General features: G+C 65.2%; 18 protein-coding genes and 1 tRNA gene. 7 read left to right on the top strand and 12 right to left on the bottom strand.

What is annotated here, in order from left to right; genetic code table 11:
• Positions 1 to 87: 87 nt before the first annotated feature.
• Positions 88 to 1,248: a PQQ-dependent sugar dehydrogenase gene (locus AABM56_RS18925; protein ID WP_263258740.1), complete on the bottom strand. Its 1,161-nt coding sequence runs from the start codon at positions 1,246 to 1,248 to the stop codon at positions 88 to 90.
• Positions 1,249 to 1,276: 28 nt separating this feature from the next.
• Here AABM56_RS18925 and AABM56_RS18920 point away from each other — a divergent pair, with 28 nt between their 5' ends.
• Positions 1,277 to 1,747 carry a hypothetical protein gene (locus AABM56_RS18920; RefSeq protein ID WP_133861350.1) on the top strand — a complete coding sequence of 157 codons (471 nt, stop codon included), beginning with the start codon at positions 1,277 to 1,279 and terminating at the stop codon, positions 1,745 to 1,747.
• A 10-nt stretch (positions 1,748 to 1,757) separates the two neighbouring features.
• Here AABM56_RS18920 and sugE read toward each other — a convergent pair whose 3' ends face one another.
• The 4 genes from sugE to AABM56_RS18900 all read right to left on the bottom strand — a co-directional run bounded on the left by sugE (position 1,758) and on the right by AABM56_RS18900 (position 3,295).
• Positions 1,758 to 2,075: a quaternary ammonium compound efflux SMR transporter SugE gene (sugE, locus tag AABM56_RS18915; RefSeq protein ID WP_133861349.1), complete on the bottom strand. Its 318-nt coding sequence runs from the start codon at positions 2,073 to 2,075 to the stop codon at positions 1,758 to 1,760.
• Between the two features lie 174 nt (positions 2,076 to 2,249).
• A complete protein-coding gene (locus AABM56_RS18910) occupies positions 2,250 to 2,699 on the bottom strand; it encodes a hypothetical protein (RefSeq protein WP_347883619.1) in 450 nt (149 codons plus the stop codon).
• 37 nt (positions 2,700 to 2,736) lie between these two features.
• The gene (locus AABM56_RS18905; protein ID WP_133861348.1) at positions 2,737 to 2,967 is read right to left on the bottom strand and encodes a hypothetical protein; all 231 of its coding nucleotides are present in this window, start codon (positions 2,965 to 2,967) and stop codon (positions 2,737 to 2,739) included.
• A gap of 251 nt (positions 2,968 to 3,218) precedes the next feature.
• Positions 3,219 to 3,295 (bottom strand) — tRNA-Arg (locus AABM56_RS18900).
• A 342-nt stretch (positions 3,296 to 3,637) separates the two neighbouring features.
• On the opposite strand from AABM56_RS18900, the gene gabD reads away from it, so the two are divergent.
• The 3 genes from gabD to AABM56_RS18885 all read left to right on the top strand — a co-directional run bounded on the left by gabD (position 3,638) and on the right by AABM56_RS18885 (position 7,897).
• A complete protein-coding gene (gene gabD, locus AABM56_RS18895) occupies positions 3,638 to 5,086 on the top strand; it encodes an NADP-dependent succinate-semialdehyde dehydrogenase (RefSeq protein WP_133861347.1) in 1,449 nt (482 codons plus the stop codon).
• A gap of 220 nt (positions 5,087 to 5,306) precedes the next feature.
• Complete coding sequence (gene gabT / locus AABM56_RS18890) at positions 5,307 to 6,587, top strand: 4-aminobutyrate--2-oxoglutarate transaminase (RefSeq protein ID WP_347883618.1); 1,281 nt, start codon at positions 5,307 to 5,309, stop codon at positions 6,585 to 6,587.
• Between the two features lie 113 nt (positions 6,588 to 6,700).
• On the top strand, positions 6,701 to 7,897 hold the full coding sequence (locus AABM56_RS18885; protein WP_133861345.1) for an HDOD domain-containing protein: 1,197 nt from the start codon (positions 6,701 to 6,703) through the stop codon (positions 7,895 to 7,897).
• Here the strand turns inward: AABM56_RS18885 and AABM56_RS18880 are convergent.
• The 6 genes from AABM56_RS18880 to oscA all read right to left on the bottom strand — a co-directional run bounded on the left by AABM56_RS18880 (position 7,894) and on the right by oscA (position 13,623).
• Complete coding sequence (locus AABM56_RS18880) at positions 7,894 to 9,444, bottom strand: methyl-accepting chemotaxis protein (RefSeq protein WP_133861344.1); 1,551 nt, start codon at positions 9,442 to 9,444, stop codon at positions 7,894 to 7,896. The genes AABM56_RS18885 and AABM56_RS18880 overlap by 4 nt on opposite strands.
• 143 nt (positions 9,445 to 9,587) lie before the next feature.
• A complete protein-coding gene (locus AABM56_RS18875; RefSeq protein ID WP_133861343.1) occupies positions 9,588 to 10,556 on the bottom strand; it encodes a sulfate/molybdate ABC transporter ATP-binding protein in 969 nt (322 codons plus the stop codon).
• A gap of 6 nt (positions 10,557 to 10,562) precedes the next feature.
• On the bottom strand, positions 10,563 to 11,429 hold the full coding sequence (gene cysW, locus AABM56_RS18870; protein WP_133861342.1) for a sulfate ABC transporter permease subunit CysW: 867 nt from the start codon (positions 11,427 to 11,429) through the stop codon (positions 10,563 to 10,565).
• 10 nt (positions 11,430 to 11,439) lie between these two features.
• Positions 11,440 to 12,252: a sulfate ABC transporter permease subunit CysT gene (gene cysT / locus AABM56_RS18865; protein ID WP_133861341.1), complete on the bottom strand. Its 813-nt coding sequence runs from the start codon at positions 12,250 to 12,252 to the stop codon at positions 11,440 to 11,442.
• 106 nt (positions 12,253 to 12,358) lie between these two features.
• Entirely contained in the window at positions 12,359 to 13,360 is a 1,002-nt protein-coding gene (locus AABM56_RS18860) for a sulfate ABC transporter substrate-binding protein (protein ID WP_308709297.1), read from the bottom strand.
• A gap of 77 nt (positions 13,361 to 13,437) precedes the next feature.
• Positions 13,438 to 13,623 (bottom strand): sulfur starvation response protein OscA, encoded by a 186-nt coding sequence (oscA, locus tag AABM56_RS18855; RefSeq protein WP_133861339.1) that lies wholly within the window; start codon positions 13,621 to 13,623, stop codon positions 13,438 to 13,440.
• 250 nt (positions 13,624 to 13,873) lie between these two features.
• Between oscA and desA the strand changes: the two genes are divergently transcribed.
• The 3 genes from desA to AABM56_RS18840 all read left to right on the top strand — a co-directional run bounded on the left by desA (position 13,874) and on the right by AABM56_RS18840 (position 18,316).
• Positions 13,874 to 15,067 (top strand): delta-9 fatty acid desaturase DesA, encoded by a 1,194-nt coding sequence (desA, locus tag AABM56_RS18850; RefSeq protein ID WP_133861338.1) that lies wholly within the window; start codon positions 13,874 to 13,876, stop codon positions 15,065 to 15,067.
• Between the two features lie 113 nt (positions 15,068 to 15,180).
• Complete coding sequence (locus tag AABM56_RS18845) at positions 15,181 to 16,158, top strand: sensor domain-containing diguanylate cyclase (protein ID WP_133861337.1); 978 nt, start codon at positions 15,181 to 15,183, stop codon at positions 16,156 to 16,158.
• Between the two features lie 781 nt (positions 16,159 to 16,939).
• Positions 16,940 to 18,316: an OprD family porin gene (locus AABM56_RS18840; RefSeq protein ID WP_133861336.1), complete on the top strand. Its 1,377-nt coding sequence runs from the start codon at positions 16,940 to 16,942 to the stop codon at positions 18,314 to 18,316.
• Positions 18,317 to 18,376: 60 nt separating this feature from the next.
• On the opposite strand, the gene aguA is transcribed toward AABM56_RS18840, so the two are convergent.
• On the bottom strand, positions 18,377 to 19,474 hold the full coding sequence (gene aguA, locus AABM56_RS18835) for an agmatine deiminase (protein ID WP_133861335.1): 1,098 nt from the start codon (positions 19,472 to 19,474) through the stop codon (positions 18,377 to 18,379).
• Between the last annotated feature and the right edge of the window lie 62 nt (positions 19,475 to 19,536).

Here is a 19,536-nt window from a genome sequence, read left to right as displayed (position 1 = left end):
GCTTCGCTGCGCTCAATCCAACCTACCGCGCATCGGCATGGCCGCGACTGGTGCTGTACCGGATCGGCATCACGGCTCTTTCGCTACCTACCCCGGCACCACCCGCAACAGCTGACCGTCCTCACCATCGGTAAGCAGCCAGAGATTGCCGTCCGGGCCGCTGCGCACGTCGCGCAGACGCTGGTCCAATTCCTGGAACAGCAGCTCCTGCGGACCAGGCATACCCTCAACCAGCGGTATTCGCCGCACCGACTTCTCCCGCAGCGCCGCCACGAACAGACTGCCGCGCCAGGCGGGAAAGCCCTGGCCGTCGTACCAAGTCATGCCCGCGGGTGCGATCGACGGCGTCCATTCCAGCAGCGGTGGGGTGATGCCCGGCAACTCGCGAAAGGGCGAGATGCGCGCGCCGGTGTAGTCCACGCCGCCGGTGGTCAGCGGCCAGCCATAGTTGGCACCGGCGCGGATCAGATTGAGTTCGTCGCCGCCCTTGGAGCCGTGCTCGTGCTCGTACAGCGCCTGGCGCTCGGGCACCCAGACCAGGCCCTGGGGATTGCGATGGCCGAGGCTGTAGATCTCCGGCAGGGCGCCGGGTCGCTTGATGAAGGGGTTGTCCGCCGGCACCTGGCCGTCGCGGGTGATGCGCACGATCTTGCCCAGATGGGTATCCAGTCGCTGGGCATCGGTGCGCTCGACGTTGCCGTCGCCCAGGGCGATGGCCAGGGTGCCGTCGCCGAGCAGGGCCATCCGCGCCCCGAAGTGCTGCCCGAAGGCCTTGGCCGGCTGGCTGGTGAACAGCGGTTGGACGTCCTGCAGGCGTCCGCCGTCCAGCCGGGCGCGCACCACCTTCAAATGATTGGCCTGGCGCGTGCCGGTCGCATGGGAGAGATAGATGAATTGGTTGTGAGCGAAATCCGGGTCTGGCAGCACCTCGAACAGACCGGCCTGGCCTTCGGTATAGAGCTCGGGCAGTCCGCTCACGGCTTCCGCCTGCAGCCTGAGGCGGCCGGCACCGTCCGGTACCAGCAGCCGCAAGCGCCCGGTGCCCTCGGTCAGGAGCGCCCGGCCATCGGGCAGGAAGGCCAGCGACCAGGGTCTATCCAGCCCGGTCGCCACCGTCTCGATCCGGTAGGTCGGCGCCGCCAGCGCCAGCGGAACCGCCAGCAGGGCCAGCCATGCCAGCCAGGCCCAGCGGCCGGAAGCTTTAGGTAACGCTTGAGGTCTGTTCCGGGTACCCGCTTTCGCTAGCATCTGCCTCTCTCCAAGGGATTTTCCGACCATGCCCCAACCGCTCTGGCGCGCCCTGTTGCAACCGCGCACCCTGCTGGCGTTCGCCGCGGCCCTGCTGCTGACCACCGCCTGGGGCAGCCTGGTGCAGACCCAATACAACCTGGCCGCCCTCCAGGGACTCGGCCAGCCGATCGACCTGGCCACGCGCGGGCGCACCTCGCTGGATGATCTGCTGGGCTTCGGACCCGTCTATGCCGCCATCGTGCTCGCCGCTTGGTTACCAGCCTTTGCCGCGGCCCTCTGGCTGGGTCGTCACGGCGGTACCTATCGCGCCTGCCTGCTGCCGCTGGCCAGCAGCCTCAGCCTGATCGCCGCCATCCGCCTGATCGACGCCTTCGCGCCCATGCCGGTGCTTATCTACGCCACGCGCACCCTGGAGGGGTTGCTGGCGATGGCCGTGGGTGGACTATTTGGCGGGCTGCTGTTCATCTGGCTGGCGCGCCCGGTGAACCCGCGCTAGGGGAGGGCGCTCAGGACGAGGTCAGCTTCATCAGCACCAGCCCGCTGACGATCAGCGCGGCGGCCAGGATGCGCAGCGGACTCGCCGCCTCGCCCAGCACCAGGATGCCGACCATGAAGGCACCCACCGCGCCGATACCGGTCCAGATCGTATAGGCGGTGCCCAGCGGCAAGCTGCGCATGGAGATCGACAGCAGCGCCACGCTGGCCACCATGGCGCCCCCGGTGATGATCGTCGGCGTGAGGCGGGTGAAGCCCGCGGATTGCTTCATGTAGAACGCCCAGACCACCTCGAGCAGTCCCGCGCACACCAGATAGAACCAAGCCAACGACGGCCTCCTGTAAAACCGGGCCGTCCCGGAACGCTGCCCACCGATCGCCGGGGTCGTCCCCGGGGGCCAAGAGAAGAGGGCGGCAAGCTGCCTTACCACCTGATCGATACCGTTATCCTAGCCGTTCATGGCCGCGCCTTTCGACCCAGCCTGGTCAGGCGCACCCGTCCGCTAGCGCGGCTGGCAGATTTGCGTGGCGATCCCGTCGAATTCTCGATCGAAACTGGCCCGCTCGGCCGCGCTGAGAAAGCCCTGCTGCCTGACCAGGTCATCGGTCTGGCTACGCACCGCGGCGATGCGTTCGCTGAAGGCCGTCGCCTGCTCCTGACTGATCCGCCGCGCCTTGCGCGCCGTGCTCACATCCGCCAACAGCACATTGGCCCGCATCGAGACATGCGCCTGCCGCGGATCCGTGATCGATCCGCCCAGTTCGCCCGGCACGGCGCGCTGTTCTGCCAGATTGCAGCTCGGCAGGCCGAGGTCGTCCTGCCGAACCGGCTCCCGGGTACAGGCGCCCAGGGCGAGGGGCAGCAGCAACAGGGGAATCAGGGATTTCATCCAGGTCTCCTCGGGGTGGCCGTAGTGGAGACCTTGAGAGCCCGGTTCGGGCGCTTCGTTCAAGCCGGGCTCTGCGCCAGGCCTTGGCAAAGCCCTGAGGCTAGTCGTCTCGCCGCGCCTGCCGTTCCAGCGCCGCCAGCTGCAGCCGCGCCCCGTCAGCCACCGGGCCCCTGCCGACCGCACTGCTCTGCAGCAGCGATAGATTCAGGGAGTGCGCCGCTGCCTCCAGCCCCGGGCGAAGGGCATGGCCGGCCTGGGCCAGGGCGGTGTCTTCGGTCAGGAGCGGAGCGGCGAGAAAAAGGGTGACCGAGCTGGTCAGGAGGTATCTCATGAGGCGTCCTTGCGAGGTGATCCCAGGGTATCGGCATCCGGCCGGCTGGTTGGAGCGGGTCTAGGGGCAGAGCTTAGATCAGAATCGCCAGGGTGGTAGTGATAATGGTCAGAGAAATCACGCCGGCAATCTGGCGAAAGTCCTTTCACGAACGGTCTGTGCATCTTGGAAAGGCTTGAGCGACAGCCAGAAACAACAAAGCCCGCGCGATGGCGGGCTTTGCTGAGGTTCACGCAGCGGTGAACGGGAGATGGCGCACTCGGCGGGATTCGAACCCACGACCCCTGCCTTCGGAGGGCAGTACTCTATCCAGCTGAGCTACGAGTGCAGCGATTCGGTGACGCTGAATCGGTCGCCATCATACTCACCTTGCTTACGACCGTCCATGCCCGGATGCACGATGTTGTTGATTTTGAACGACTGTTTCGCGGGGCGTGGCAAGGGCTGCATAAACAAGGAGGAGGGCGACGCGAAAACCTGGCCAGCGCTCTTGCGCAGGGGTTCAGGATTCTCCTAGGATGCGTTCAATATTTCGAACGCCCATAGCGGTTCGGACGTTGCTCCAGCGGGCGCTGAACGGTGGCGATGCCAGCGTTTCCAGGCCTGATCCTATCGCAGGCGCAGGGGTGTCATGCCCTTGCTTCCGGCCCTTTCAGCCAAGGAGACCGTAATGCAGCTCAAAGACGCTTCCCTGTTTCGCCAGCAAGCCTATGTCGACGGCGCCTGGATCGATGCCGACAGCGGTGCCACCGTCAAGGTGGACAACCCGGCCACCGGCGAGACCCTGGGCACCATTCCCAAGCTCGGTCGCGCCGAGACCAAGCGCGCCATCGACGCTGCCAACCGCGCCCTGCCGGCCTGGCGCGCGCTGACCGCCAAGGAGCGTTCGGCCAAGTTGCGGCGCTGGTACGAGCTGATGATCGAGAACCAGGACGACCTGGGCCGGCTGATGACCCTGGAGCAGGGCAAGCCGCTGGCCGAGGCCAAGGGCGAGATCGCCTATGCCGCCTCCTTCATCGAGTGGTTCGCCGAAGAAGCCAAGCGCATCTATGGCGACACCATCCCCGGCCACCAGGCCGACAAGCGCATCCTGGTGATCAAGCAGCCCATCGGCGTCACCGCCGCCATCACGCCGTGGAATTTCCCCACCGCGATGATCACCCGCAAGGCCGGTCCGGCCCTGGCCGCCGGCTGCACCATGGTCATCAAGCCCGCCAGCCAGACCCCGTACTCGGCACTGGCCCTGGTCGAACTGGCCGAGCGCGCCGGCATTCCCAAGGGCGTGCTGAGCGTGGTCACCGGTTCCGCCGCCGAGATCGGCGCCGAGCTGACCGAAAGCCCCATCGTGCGCAAGATCTCCTTTACCGGCTCCACCGAGATCGGTGCCAAGCTGATGGAGCAGAGCGCGCCCACCATCAAGAAGCTGTCGCTGGAGCTGGGCGGCAACGCGCCCTTCATCGTCTTCGACGATGCCGATCTGGACAAGGCCGTGGAAGGCGCCATCGCCTCCAAGTACCGCAACGCCGGCCAGACCTGCGTCTGCGTCAACCGTCTCTATATCCAGGACGGCGTGTACGACGCCTTCGCCGAGAAATTCAAGGCTGCAGTGGCCAAGCTCAAGGTCGGCAACGGCCTGGAAGAGGGCGTGACCATTGGCCCGCTGATCGACGCCAAGGCGGCGGCCAAGGTCAAGGAACACATCGACGACGCCGTGAGCCAGGGCGCCCGGGTCATCGCCGGGGGCAAGGCCCACGCCAACGGCGGCAGCTATTTCGAGCCGACCATCCTCGCCGACGTGCCCAGGAGCGCCAAGGTGTCCAAGGAAGAGACCTTCGGCCCGCTGGCGCCGCTGTTCCGCTTCAAGGACGAGGCCGAGGTCATCGAGCTGGCCAACGACACCGAATTCGGCCTGGCCTCCTACTTCTATGCCCGCGACCTGTCCCGCGTGTTCCGCGTGGCCGAGGCGCTGGAGTACGGCATGGTCGGCATCAACACCGGCCTGATCTCCAACGAGGTCGCGCCCTTCGGTGGCGTCAAGGCCTCGGGCCTGGGCCGCGAAGGCTCCAAGTACGGCATCGAGGACTACCTGGAGATCAAGTACCTCTGCCTGGGGATCTGATCCCGTTCGGTGGGCTTCGCTACGCTTAGCCCAACCTACCTATACCGTAGGTTGGGCTGAGACGGCTCCATCGTCGAAGCCCAACGGGGCCCGCCGATCCAAAGATTTCTCCCGGCGCGGACGCCGGGCCGTTGGCAGTCGATCATCGTATGCTGCCCGGAATCCGGTCCGCGCCTTTCCCGTAGCCGGCCGCCACGATGAGCGGCCATCGAGGACTGCAATGAGCCACACCAATGATTCCCTGATGCACCGTCGCAGCGCAGCCGTCGCCCGTGGCGTCGGCCAGACCCACCCGATCTTCGTCGACCGTGCGGAGAACGCCAAGGTCTGGGACGTAGAGGGCAATGAATTCCTGGACTTCGCCGGCGGCATCGCCGTGCTCAACACCGGCCACCTGCATCCGCGCGTGGTGGCGGCCGTGCAGGAGCAGCTGACCAAGGTCTCCCACACCTGCTTCCAGGTGCTGGCCTACGAGCCCTATGTCGAGGTCTGCGAAAAGCTCAACGAACTGGTGCCGGGCAACTTCCCGAAAAAGACCGCACTGTTCAACTCCGGCTCCGAAGCCGTGGAGAATGCCGTCAAGATCTCCCGCGCCGCCACCCAGCGCGCCGGCGTCATCGCCTTCTCCAGCGCCTATCACGGCCGCACCATGATGACCCTGTCGCTGACCGGCAAGGTCGCGCCCTATTCGGCCGGCATGGGCCTCATGCCCGGCGGCGTCTATCGCGCGCTCTATCCCTGCGAACTGCATGGCATCAGCGTCGATGACGCCATCGCCAGCGTCGAGCGCATCTTCAAGAACGATGCGGCCCCTGGCGACATCGCGGCCATCATCCTCGAGCCTGTGCAGGGCGAGGGCGGTTTCTATGCCGCGCCCAAGGCATTCATGCAGCGCCTGCGCAAGCTGTGCGATACCCACGGCATCCTGCTGATCGCCGATGAAGTCCAGTCCGGCGCCGGTCGTACCGGGACCTTCTTCGCCATGGAGCAGATGGGCGTCGACGCCGACCTGGTGACCTTCGCCAAATCCATCGCCGGCGGTTTCCCGCTGTCGGGCGTGACCGGTCGCGCCACGGTGATGGATGCCGTCACCCCCGGTGGCCTGGGTGGCACCTATGCCGGCAGCCCCATCGCCTGCGCCGCGGCCCTGGCGGTGATCGAGACCTTCGAGGAAGAAAAGCTGCTGGACCGCTCCAAGGCCGTGGGTGAACGCCTCACCGCGGGTCTGCGCGAACTGGCCGCCAAGCACGCGCAGATCTGCGACGTCCGTGGCCTGGGCGCCATGATCGCCATGGAGCTGGGCAAGGGGGGAGACATCGAGCAACCCGATGCCGAGCTGACCAGCCAGATCGTGGTCCGCGCGCGCCAGAAGGGGCTGATCCTGCTCAGCTGCGGCAGCTACGGCAACGTGCTGCGCATCCTCGTGCCCCTGACCGCCAGCGACGAAGAGCTGGATCGCGGCTTGGCCATTATCGGCGAGTGCTTCGCCGAATTGGCCTGAGTCCTACCCGAACCGCCCTCCTGGAGGGCGGTTTTTCTGTGACACGCTTGGCATAAAGTCCGCTTTGACGCATCATCCGCCGCTTCGCTTTCCTCAAGCAGGAGTGGGTTGGGATGCCGCCCCTGATACTTATCGTCGACGCCAATCCCTGGACCCGTGACCTGCTCAAGTCACTGGTGCTGGCCGTGCGTGCCGATGCCCTGGTGCATGAATACGGCCATGGCTATCAGGCCCTCGCCGAACTGGATCAACGCAAGAGATGTGCGCTGATCATCGTCGAGCGACCGGCCGATTGCGATGGACTCGACCTGCTGCGCCGCATCCGCCAGCGCGGCACCCAGCCGCTGCAGCCGGTGATCCTGCTGTCCGAACAGGCCGACGCCGCCTATGTACGCGCGGCCCTGCGCCTGGCGCCCACTGCCTATCTGGTCAAGCCCTATGCTGCGGAAGAGGTGTTGCGTCGTCTGCGCAGTCTGTTGCCACCCGCGGGAGACGCGTCTCAGGCGGCCAGTGCCGCCGTCCTGGGCTCCCTGGACGATCATCTGCAGCGCATGGCCGCCGAAATCGACGCCGTGCCGCTGTTCGCCGATCTGCCGGCCATCATCGAGCGCTGTCGCGAGAGCGAGAGCTGCAGCCTGGGCGAGCTGGAAACCGAATTCGGCCAGGATCCCTTGGTCACGGCGACTCTGATCGCGGCGGCCAACAGCGCTTCCCAGCGCGTCGGCCAATCCTGCCAGACCCTCAGCCAGGCCCTGCCGCGGCTGGGCGTCGGCTTCACCCTCAATCTGGTCCTGGGCCTGAGTCTGCGGCGGGCGACCCGCCTGGCCGAGCCGCTGCTGGCCGGACGCGCCGAAGGCTATCTGCGCCTCGCCCAACGCGCCGCCGATTGCGCCCGGCTGCTGGCGCTGCGCTACGTGCGCGAAGACGCCGAACGCTGCTATACCGCCGGCCTGCTGCACCGCCTGGGTGAACTGGCCGTGCTGCAGGGCGTGCAGCGCTGGTGCGACGGGGGTGGGGCCATCGACGAGGCCGCGCTGGAGCGCGCGCTGCTGAGCTACAGCCTGGAATTCTCCGCGGAATTGCAGCGGCACTGGCGACTGCCCCTGGAGTTGCGCGAGCTGGTGGCCGCGGTGCACAGCTTGCACGGCGTGCTGCCCAAGCCGTCGCTGATCCTGCACCTGGCGGCGCAGGCGGCGAATCCCGCCCCGGGCGAGTCCGTCGAAGCCCTGCTGGAGCACAAGGCCGGGCGCATGCTGGGGCTGGAGGCGGCGGTCTGGCAGCTGGCCGTCACCCAGCTCAAGCTGGGCTAGCGCGCGTTGTCGGGGCGATAGCCCAGGCGCAGTCCGCCCCAGTGCCGGCCGTTCACCAGGATCGGTACCGAGAGGTCGTGCATCACCTCGCCGGTGTCTCTCATGTAGGTCTGCAACAGCAGGCGGCGCTGATGGCTGCCGCAGCGCTTGCCGGTGCGATCGCTGAAGAGGCGCTTGCTACGACTGCGCGCCGTATCCACCGCCACGTCGCCGGTAGGTGCCTGGGCGAAGGCGCGGTTGTGGGTGGGCACATAGCCTTCCGGGGTACAGGCGATGGCGAAGACCAGACCGGGATGCTGATCCAGCAGCGGCTCCTGGATCGCCGGTAGCACGCCATCGGTATAGCTGTCGAAACGGGTGCGGTACTTGGCCGGCTGACTGCCGGGCACCGGCTGGTACTGGCGGTCGAAGAGGGCGTCCTGGGTGATGCGCCCGGCGGCCAGGTCTTCCTCGAAGCGCCGGCCGATGGCATCCGCGCCCTGGCGCGCCAGTTCGAAGATGCGCTGGTGATAGCTGTCCAGGCCGACCTCGGCCAGGCGTTCGCTACTGGCTTCGGCCATGTCCACCAGTTCGTCGGCAGCGCTGCTGAGTCGGCTGGTCTGGCGCTCGCTGTCGGCCAGATCGCGGTGCACCTGCTCCACCGCCTGGGCCAGGCTTTCCAGCTGGGCCAGATTAGCCGAGGTGCCCTGGGCGATATCCGCGGCCTGGCGCTCGGCGGTCTGCGCCAGCTGGGCGATCTCCTGCAGGCCTTCGCCGGTGCGTTCGACCTGGCGCACGCCGTCGTCCAGCGCCTGGGCCAGCTGCTGGATCTGCGCCACCACGGCGTCGGTCTGCTGGCTGATGTCGGCGACGATCAGCCCCACCTCGCCGGTTGCGCTGGAAGTCCGCGCCGCCAGGCCCCGCACCTCGTCGGCGACCACCGCGAAGCCGCGCCCGTGTTCCCCGGCGCGCGCGGCCTCGATGGCGGCATTGAGCGCCAGCAGGTTGGTCTGGCTGGCGATACCCTGGATGACCTCGGTGACCTGCTGGATCTTGTCGGTGCGGGCACTCAGGCCGGCGATCAGTTCGCGGCTCTGGCGGGCGTGCTCGCTGAGGGCGCGGATGGCGGCGATCGCCGTATTCAGGGCGTCCTGGCCGGCCTCGCTGCGCTGGTGCACCTGCTGCGCCACCGCCAGGGCCTGGCGGGCGCTGTCGGCGCTGTCGTGCTCGGTCTGGGTGAGGGCAGCGGCGCTGCTGGAGATCTGCGCGGCCGTGCTGGCCTGGGATTGCACCCGGGCCGCCAGTTGCTGGGCGGCAAAGGCCACACCGGCGATGGCCACGGCGTTGCGCGCCGTGCTGCGCGAGAGATCGCTGGTTAGCTCGTTGAAGGCCTGGCTCGGCGCGGGCGGCGCTGCGGCCTTGCGCAGCAACAACCAGGGCCAGAGGGCAGCGGCGAGCACCAGTCCCGCGCCTGCGGCCATGGGTAGCGCCAGCCACTGCCAGAGCAGCAGCGTGGCCACGAGGAGGGCCAGGTGAAGCGACAACACGACGGGCCAGCGCCTGGGCATGCGACCTCCTTGTTATTCTGCTCGATCGAGGGCGAAGTGTGATGGCTATCAGCTTCGTCGATCATGGAGCCCGCTTTCCGGAGGTTGCAACCGCTGTCTGGTCCCGGCGGCTACGACTTTGGTCTTAGCCGCCGGCGACGAACTCAGGGCGTACGCGGCAGGAAATGCAGCGGCGCACCCCGTTGCAGCCCGGCCAGCACCGGGTGGTCCCTGACCAGCTCCACCTCGATCACCTCGCTCTGCTCCGGCACCTTCAGGGTGACCCGAGTGGTGGCGCCCAGCGGCCGAATGTCGCGCACTTCGGCGGCGTGGTAACCCGCTCGCGGCTCACGCTCCAGCTCCACCTCGTGCGGACGGAACAGCACCTCCTGCTCGCCCAGGGCCAGGCGGTTGGAGTCGCCGAGGAAGTGATAGACGAAGTCGCTCGCCGGCTGTTCGTAGACTTCGGCGGGCGAGCCGACCTGCTCGATCTGGCCCTTGTTCATCACCACGATGCGGTCGGCCACCTCCATGGCTTCTTCCTGATCGTGGGTGACGAACACCGAGGTCAGATGGATCTCCTCGTGCAGCCGTGCCAGCCAGCGACGCAGCTCCTTGCGCACCTTGGCATCCAGGGCGCCGAAGGGTTCGTCGAGCAGCAGGATCTTGGGCTCCACCGCCAGGGCGCGGGCCAGGGCGATGCGCTGGCGCTGGCCGCCGGAGAGTTGCTCGGGATAGCGATCGGCCAGCCAGTCGAGCTGCACCATGTTCAGCAGTTCGTGCACCTTGCTGGCGATCTGCGCCTCGCTCGGCCGCTCGCGGCGCGACTTCATGCGCAGGCCGAAGGCCACGTTGTCGAACACCGTCATGTGGCGGAACAGCGCGTAATGCTGGAAGACGAAGCCGACATTGCGATCGCGCACGTCGCGCCCGGAGACGTCTTCGCCATGGAAGCCGATATTGCCGGTATCCGGCGCTTCTAGGCCGGCGATGATGCGCAGCAGGGTGGTCTTGCCGCAGCCCGAGGGGCCGAGCAAGGCAACCAGCTCGCCACTCTCGATGTGCAGGTTGATGTCCTTGAGCGCCTGGAAGGCGCCAAACCTCTTGTTGATACCCTGGATCTCGATACTCATGGCGCCTTATTCCTCATCACGGTGCTGCAGTTGGCGGCTCAGGCGACTCTCGCTCCACTGCCGCAGCAGCAGGATCACCAGGGCCATCATCAGCAGCAGGATCGCCACGCTGAAGGCGGCGACGATGTTGTATTCGTTGTAGAGAATCTCGATGTGCAACGGCAGGGTGTTGGTCAGGCCGCGGATATGGCCGGAGACCACCGACACCGCTCCGAACTCGCCCATGGCCCGCGCGGTGCAGAGCACCACGCCATAGATCAGTGCCCACTTCACGTTGGGCAGGGTCACGTGCCAGAACAGTTGCCAGCCACTGGCGCCCAGCAGGCGCGCCGCTTCTTCTTCCTGGGTACCCTGTTCCTGCATCAGCGGGATCAGTTCGCGGGCCACATAGGGAAAGGTGACGAAGATCGTCGCCAGCACGATGCCGGGCACGGCGAAGACGATCTGCACATCGACGCTCTGCAGGTAAGGACCCATCAATCCCTGGGCGCCGAACAGCAGCACATAGATGAGACCGGCGATCACCGGCGAGACCGAGAAGGGCAGGTCGATCAGGGTGATCAGCAGACTCTTGCCGGTGAACTCGAACTTGGTGACGCACCAGGCCGCGGCCAGGCCGAAGGCCAGATTCAGGGGCACCGAGATGGCGGTGGCGAACAGCGTCAGCTTGAGCGCCGAGATCGCATCCGGTTCGCTGATGGCGTCCCAGAAGGCGCCGATGCCGTTGGCCAGGCCCTGGCTCAGCACCATGTACAGCGGCAGCACCAGAACCAGCAGGAAGATCAGCCAGGCGCTGGCGATCAGCGCCATGGCCACCGGGGTGCGCTGCTTGCTGGCGCGCGCATCGGCCTTGGTCGAAGTCATGAGGCTCATGCGGTCGTCCTTAGATGTTGGGCTGGATGCGGCGCTGCAGGATGTTGATCAGCAGCAGCATGACAAAGGACACCAGCAGCATGAACACGCCGATGCCGGTGGCACCGGTGTAGTCGTACTGGTCCAGCTTGGAGACGATGAGCAGCGGCAGGATCTCGGTCTTGAACGGGATGTTGCCGGCGATGAACACCACCGAGCCGTACTCGCCCACACCGCGGGCGAAGGCCAGGGCGAAACCGGTCAGCCAGGCCGGCAGCAGGGTCGGCACCAGCACGTAGCGGAACACCTGCCAGGGGCGCGCGCCCAGGCAGGTGGCGGCTTCCTCGATTTCCTTGGGGATGTCCGCCAGCACCGGCTGTAGGGTGCGCACCACGAAGGGGAGGGTGACGAAGATCAGCGCCAGGGTGATGCCGATCGGGGTATAGGCGATCTTGAAGGGAAACAGCGAACCTATCATGCCGTTGGGCGCATAGAGCGCGGTCAGGGCGATGCCGGCCACCGCGGTGGGCAGGGCGAAGGGCAGGTCGACCATGGCATCGATCAGCTTGCGCCCGGGAAACTCGTAGCGCACCAGCACCCAGGCCAGCAGGGTGCCGAGGATGCCGTTGACCAGGGCGGCGAGCAGGGCCGTGCCAAAGGACAGCTGCAGTGCGGCCAGCACCTGGCGCCCGGTGATCAGCGACCAGAATTGGCCGAGGGTCAGCTGGCTGGCATGCAGGAACATGGCGCCCAGCGGGATCAGCACGATCAGCGCGAGGTAGGTCAGGGAGAATCCCAGGGTCAACCCGAAGCCGGGTATGACCGGGGAGAGACGGCGAGACATGAGACGTCCTTCTGCAAGGCGCCCCGGCGATGCATTCGCCAGGGCGCAGAGGGGTGGAACGATACCTGTTCCGGGCCGGTCAGCGTGAGCCGTCCCGGCTGGGGCGCTATTTGTTGATGTCGGCGAAGATCTTGTCGAACACGCCGCCGTCGGCGAAGTACTTCGGCTGCGCTTCTTTCCAGCCGCCGAATTCCTGGTCGATGGTCACCAGCTTGACCGGCTTGAACTGATCCTTGAATTCCGCCGCCACCTTGGCATCGCGGGGGCGATAGAAATTCTGCGCGGCGATGCGCTGGCCCTCGGGGCTGTACAGATACTGCAGGTAGGCCTCGGCCTGCTTGCGCGTACCCTTCTTGTCGACCACCTTGTCCACCACGGCTACCGGCGGCTCGGCCAGGATCGACAGCGACGGGGTGACGATCTCCAGCTGGTCGCCGCCTTCTTCCTTCAGCGACAGATAGGCTTCGTTTTCCCAGGCGATCAGCACGTCACCCAGCTGGCGCTGCACGAAGCTGATGGTGGCGCCGCGTGCGCCGGTGTCCAGCACCGGAGCGTGGCGATAGAGCTCGGTAACGAACTTGAGCGCCTCGGCATCGCTGCCGTACTTGGCCTTGGCATAGGCCCAGGCGGCAAGGAAGTTCCAGCGGGCACCGCCGGAGGTCTTGGGATTGGGGGTGATGACCTGGACATCCTTCTTCACCAGGTCGTCCCAGTCCTTGATGCCCTTGGGATTGCCCTTGCGCACCAGGAAGACGATGGTCGAGGTGTAGGGGGTGCTGTTGTCCGCCAGACGCTTCTGCCAGTTCGGGTCGACCAGCTGCTGGTGCAGATTGAGGGCATCGATGTCGCCGGACAGCGCCAGGGTCACCACATCCGCCTGCAGGCCATCGATCACCGAGCGCGCCTGCTTGCCGGAGCCACCATGGGAATTCTTGATGGTCACGTCTTCGCCGGTCTCGGTCTTCCAGTGCTTGGCGAAGGCGGCGTTGTACTGCTGGTAGAGCTCACGGGTCGGATCGTAGGACACGTTGAGCAACTCGACGGCGTGGACCTGGGTGGCGAACAGGGCTCCGGCCAGCGCGGCCAGGGCGAAACGGCGAATCGACATGAAAAGGCTCCTTGACGTGGGAAAGCCGGACACCGTCTGGCGGGCACCTTGCCCGCTCGTCCGCTGACCGCGAAAACTCAGGGCTTGTTGGCTTGGCCGGTCTGAGGCCGGAATTTTTCCTTGCGCTCGATCTGCACCACCTGTCCGTTGTGCACGGTGATCTCGATGGCGCCGAATCTCAGTCCGCGCAAAGCCTGCTGGATATCGCGGAGCAGTGCGGTTTCGTCCTGGTTTTCCAGGCTGCGGAACGGAACGGAGCTCATGGGTGGCGTCCTCGTGTACAGCGGTGGGCGGGGAGGTGGCGCCATCTTAGGGGGCCGATCTTTATTTCTTAAAAGTGCTAATAATGCTTTGTTTATTCACTTTTAGAATTAGCAGTCTGTGAAGGACACGTTGTGTAGCAAAAGGGAGGGCTGGATTTATCGCCCACCCCGGCAATAATGCGCGAACGCCTGTTCACTGAACTTTCAGTGACAGTTGCACCACACAACCCGCGCGAGGTCCTCTGCGTCCATGAGCTACAACGGCCTGCTTGACCTGTCGGTCTGGCAACTGGTGGTGGTCACCCTGCTGCTGACCCACCTGACCATTGTCAGTGTCACCGTCTACCTGCATCGCTACTCCGCCCACCGTTCGCTGGAGCTGCATCCCGCGCTCAGGCACGCCTTCCGCTTCTGGTTGTGGCTGACCACGGCGATGAATACCCGTGAGTGGACCGCCATTCACCGCAAGCACCACGCCAAGTGCGAAACCGAAGAGGACCCGCACAGCCCGGTGCACAAGGGCCTTGCCACCGTGGTGCGGCGCGGCGCCGAGCTGTACAAGGCCGAGGCGAACAACGCCGATACCCTGCGCATCTATGGCAAGAACTGCCCGGACGACTGGATCGAGCGCAAGCTCTACTCCAATCCGCGCACCCGCAATATGGGGGTGGTGCTGTTGCTGCTGATCGACATCGCCCTGTTCGGTGCCCTGGGTCTCACCGTCTGGGCCGTGCAGATGGTCTGGATTCCCTTCTGGGCCGCGGGTGTGGTCAATGGCCTGGGCCATGCCGTGGGCTATCGCAACTTCGAATGCCGCGATGCCGCCACCAACCTCATCCCCTGGGGCATCGTCATCGGTGGCGAAGAGCTGCACAACAACCACCACACCTATCCCAACTCGGCCAAGCTGTCGGTCAAGCGCTGGGAATTCGACATGGGCTGGGCCTGGATCAAGCTGTTCACCTGGCTGCGTCTGGCCAAGGTCAACCGTGTCGCCCCCATCGCCCATCGCATCGAAGGCAAGGGGCAGCTGGACATGGACACCGCCATGGCCATCCTCAACAACCGCTTCCAGATCATGGCCCAGTACCGCCAGCAGGTGATCGGCCCGCTGCTGCGGCAGGAGCGGGGCAGTGCGGCGCCCTCCCAGCGTCCGCTGTTCCGTCGCGCCCGGGGGCTGCTGGCCCGCGAGACCAGTCTGCTCAAGGCTCGCCATCAGGTGCGCATCGACGAACTGCTCGAGCACAGTCAGGCGCTGAAGCTGATCTACGAAAAGCGCCTGGCGCTGCAGCAGATCTGGGCGCGGACCAGCGCCAACGGCCACGACATGCTGGCCGCGACCCGGCAGTGGATCGGCGAAGCCGAAGCGAGCGGCATTCAGTCCCTGCGCGAATTCGCCGAACAGCTGAAAACCTATTCCCTGCGGCCGGCCGGAACTGCTTGAGAAAGGCTTCACAAAAGCCCACCGAAGCGGTGGGCTGCTCTATGCGGGGATTGAACCAGGCTGGTTTCAGCTGTCTCTAACTCCCTCAGGACCCCGCGTAGGCGCATGTGTATATGGATGAACAACCCTCTCTGTCTGCTCTTCCCACACCGGAAGAGAATCTGCTGGCTCTCCTGCATTCGCGGGCAGAGACAGATCGCCTGCGTGACCGGGAGCAGCTGTTCAGCGCGCTGCTGGAAAGCGTCAATGCGGTGCTCTGGGCCCTGGACTGGCGCACTCGCCAGATCATCTATGTCAGCCCTGCCTACGAACAGATCTTCGGTCGCTCCCAATCCCTGGTATTGAGCGACTACAGCACCTGGCTCAACAACATCTATCCCGACGACCTGGAGTACGCCCAGCGCACCCTGGAGCAGGTGATCGAGCAGGGCGCCGTGGAGTCCCGCGAGTACCGCATCATCCGCGCCGACGGCGAGATACGCTGGCTCAGCGACAAGTGCTTTGTCAGTCAGCGCAGCGAGGCCGGAATGCCGCTGCTGGTGGTGGGTATCGCCGAAGACATCACCGACAAGAAGCGCATGGAGGAGGAGCTGCAACGGCTTGCCACCACAGACGTCCTGACCCGCAGCAGCAACCGTCGACACTTCTTCGAGAGTGCCCAGCGCGCCTTCGAATTCGCCCAGAGCGAAGGCGAGCCCCTGGCCTTCCTGCTGCTCGACATCGACGACTTCAAGAAAATCAACGACCGTTTCGGTCACCAGATGGGTGATCAAGTGTTGCAGCGTGTTGCCGAATGCGGCGCCCAGACCACCCGCCGCGGGGATCTGTTCGGCCGTATCGGTGGCGAAGAATTCGCCCTGCTGCTGCCGGGTTGTGACAGTGACCTGGCATTGCAGATCGGCGGGCGCCTGCAGCGTGCCGTGCGGCAGTTGGCGGTACCCAGCGCCGAGGGGCCGCTGAAGGTCACCATCAGTCAGGGCGTCACCGTGTTGCGGGAGGGCGACGAGTCTCTCGACGCCCTTTATGTGCGAGCGGACGAGGCCATGTACCGGGCCAAGCGCCAGGGCAAGGATCAAGTCGTCCAGGGTTGAATATCCCTTGCCAGACCGCGCCGAGGGCAGCTCGGGCGGCCTGGTTCGCGGTTTCGCCCACCGCTGTCACGCCCTCTCACTCGGTCCTCCGCCACCCTTGCTTCCTTGTCCATCTGGCCTGCAGCCGATCTCTGGTCCGTGTCCTGTTGGCTGTCCTTGCTGAGGCAGCGGCACCCCGTCGATTAGAAGGAATGTTCCTGCGCGACCGACTGGGCAAGGTCGCTCTTGCAGCAGGGCAGGCGCTGCGTCATACCGGGCGATAGGCGTCGTCTTCAGGGCAAATCGACTGAAAGAGCAGTCGCAAAAAATTACAAGTCCTTGAGGCAGATAGGGAATTCCTTCAGGTCCGGCCTTTTTGATGCTGAAATTGGCCGTTTTCAAATACTTAGCCAGAGCCCTGGGAAGCCCGTTCCAGAGCCTCAGGGTGTATCGCTTTGGATGGCGTCTTCTCGGGGAAAGGCGAGCCTTGCCATAGGCGTAGGCGGCGCAGGTTCCCTTGGGCCATGACCGAACAGTCAGAGCGGAAGACCACAGGGCGGGTTTTCAACCAGGTATCGCTAGACGAAATGCTTTTTTGCAATTAGCTTTCGCAACGTGGAAGACGGTGGCAGGGGACCTGTGCTTGAAGTCGCAAATTAAAAGTCGACCAAGCCCGGGATAATTCTCCAAATTGAAATAAAAGCCCTCTAGCTTTCCCTTCCGCACGGCCCGTCGGGCATACCACCAGCAGGCGCTGACACCTCTGGTGGCCGCATAACAACGATTCACCCCTGGAGCACTCATGGTCAAGAAGCCACTGGTGGTCGCGGTCTCCGCGGCCTGTCTGAACCTGTCCCTCATTGCCGCCGCCCACGCTGCCGGCTTCGTCGAAGACAGCAAAGCTACCCTCAGTCTGCGTAACTTCTACATCAACACAGACAACCGCAACGGTACGGCCAATCCTTCCCGCGTGATGGATTGGGGTCAGGGCTTCATGCTGAACTACCAGTCGGGCTTCACCCAGGGCACCGTTGGCTTCGGCGTCGATGCGGTCGGCATGCTGGGCCTGCGTCTGGACAGCGGTGGCAAGGCCAACGGCGGTACCGGTGGCAGCGTGCAGAACGGCACCATGTTCCCGCGCGATACCGATAACAGCGCTGTAGACGAGTTCAGCAGCCTGGGCGCTACTGCCAAGATGAAGATCTCCGAAACCGAGTTCCGCTACGGCACCCTGATGCCGAAGCTGCCGGTTGTGGTCTCGAACGACGGTCGTCTGCTGCCGCAGACCTACCAGGGTGCTCAGATCACGTCCAAGGACATCAAGGATGTGACCCTGACCGCCGGCCAGCTCGAGCGTGCCAAGAACCGTAACTCCACCGACGAAGACGATCTGTCCATCGCCGGTTCCAACGGTGCTGCGAATGCCGCCCTGCGTCGCAACAGCGACCATTTCCGCTTCGTCGGTGCCGATTACAAGGTCACCAAAGACCTGACCCTGCAGTACTACTTCGGTCAGCTGGAAGACTTCTACAACCAGCACTTCCTGGGTCTGGTGCACAGCGTCAAGCTGGGCGACGGTACCTTCAAGACCGACCTGCGCTATTTCGATAGCAACAGCCAGGGCGAGAACCGCAAGGCCGACAGCACCGGTCTCTACGTGTCCAGTGGCTACTACGGTGGTACCCGTACTACTGGCGAGATCGACAACCGCCTCTACAGCGGCCTGTTCACCTACTCTATCTACGGCCACACCTTTGGTCTGGGCTATCAGGGCAGCAACGGCAACAGCGCCTTCCCCTACCTGAACGAGAACGGTGGCGCTTCGACCTATGCCATCACCGATATTCAGATCAACAACTTCACCCGTTCCGGCGAAGACACCTGGCAGGCTCGCTACTCCTATGACTTCGCTCAGCTGGGCGTCAAGGGTCTGACCGCTGGCGTCATCTATCAGCGCGGTGACAACATCCGTACCCGTACTGGCGACGCCATGGAATGGGAACGCGACCTGACCGTCAGCTACGTGATCCCGGAAGGCCAGCTGAAAGGTCTGGGCTTCACCTGGCGTAACGCCATGCTGCGTTCCGACCTGCCGGCCGTTTCCCAAGCCGGTGTGCCGGGCCAGCGTGACGTCGACGAAAACCGTCTGATCGTCAGCTACACCCTGCCGCTGCTCTAAGCCGCGCTCAGGTCAGAAAAAAGCCCGTCGCAAGACGGGCTTTTTCGTTTCCGCCGGAAATCAGCGACCAGTCGGCTGCTGCTGGGTGATGCAGTGGATGTTGCCACCGCCGAGCAGGATCTCGCGGCCGGGAACCTGTACCACCTCGTGCTCCGGGAAGCAGGCCTGCAGCGTACGCAGGGCCTCGGCGTCCTCGGGAACGCCAAAGGTCGGGGCGATGATGCCGCCGTTGACGATGAGGAAGTTGACGTAGGAGGCGGCCAGCCGCTCACCGGCCCGGCGTGGCTGGGTACCGAGGCAGGCATCCACGTCGCGGCATTCGTCTTCGCTGGCGAACAGCGGACCCGGGGTGACGATGCGATGCACCTTGAAGGTGCGGCCACGGGCATCGGTTTCGCGCTCCAGCACGGCCAGGGCCTCGCGGCAGCGGCCGTAGTTGGGGTCGGCCGGATCGTCGCACCAGCTCAGCAGCACCTCGCCCGGACGCACGTAGCAGCAGAAATTGTCCACGTGGCCGTTGGTTTCGTCGTTGTAGAGACCGTGGGGCAACCAGATGACCTTGTCCACCGCCAGGTAGTCGCTCAGGTAGCGCTCGATCGCCTCGCGATCCAGGTGCGGATTGCGATTGGCATTGAGCAGGCATTCCTCGGTGGTGATCAGGGTGCCTTCGCCATCGACATGGATGGAGCCGCCTTCGAGGACGAAGTCCGGGGTGCGATAGCCCGGCAGATTCTCGATCGCGAGGATCTTGCCAGCGACCTGGTCATCGCGCTGCCAGGGGAAGTAGAGGCCGCCATCCAGACCGCCCCAGGCATTGAAGCTCCAGTCCACGCCGCGCACGCCACCCTGGCCGTCGCTGACGAAGGTCGGGCCGGTATCGCGGCACCAGGCGTCGTCATTGCTGATTTCCACCACCCGGATGTTCGGGTGCTGCAGGCGGGCACGGGCATTCTCGTACTGACTCGCCGAGGCGCCGATGGTCACCGGCTCGAAACGGGCAATGGCCTGGGCGACTGCGGTGAAAGCGGCCTGGGCGGGCTTGCCGCCCAGGCGCCAATTGTCCGGGCGCTCGGGCCAGACCATCCAGATCTGGCGCTGGTCGGCCCATTCGGCCGGCATGTGGAAGCCGTCGGCACGCGGCGTGGTGAGGATGGTCATGGCGAAGCTCTCCGTCCAGAGTCGTCGTTGGCTGAGAAGGGGGAAGGCCGGCAGGGCGCCGC

Origin of the sequence: Pseudomonas aestiva (assembly GCF_039908605.1) — a bacterium.
Taxonomy (GTDB): Bacteria; Pseudomonadota; Gammaproteobacteria; order Pseudomonadales; family Pseudomonadaceae; genus Chryseomonas; species Chryseomonas aestiva.
Note: the sequence above shows the minus strand (reverse complement) of the source record. Positions and strands in the feature narration are given on the sequence as shown.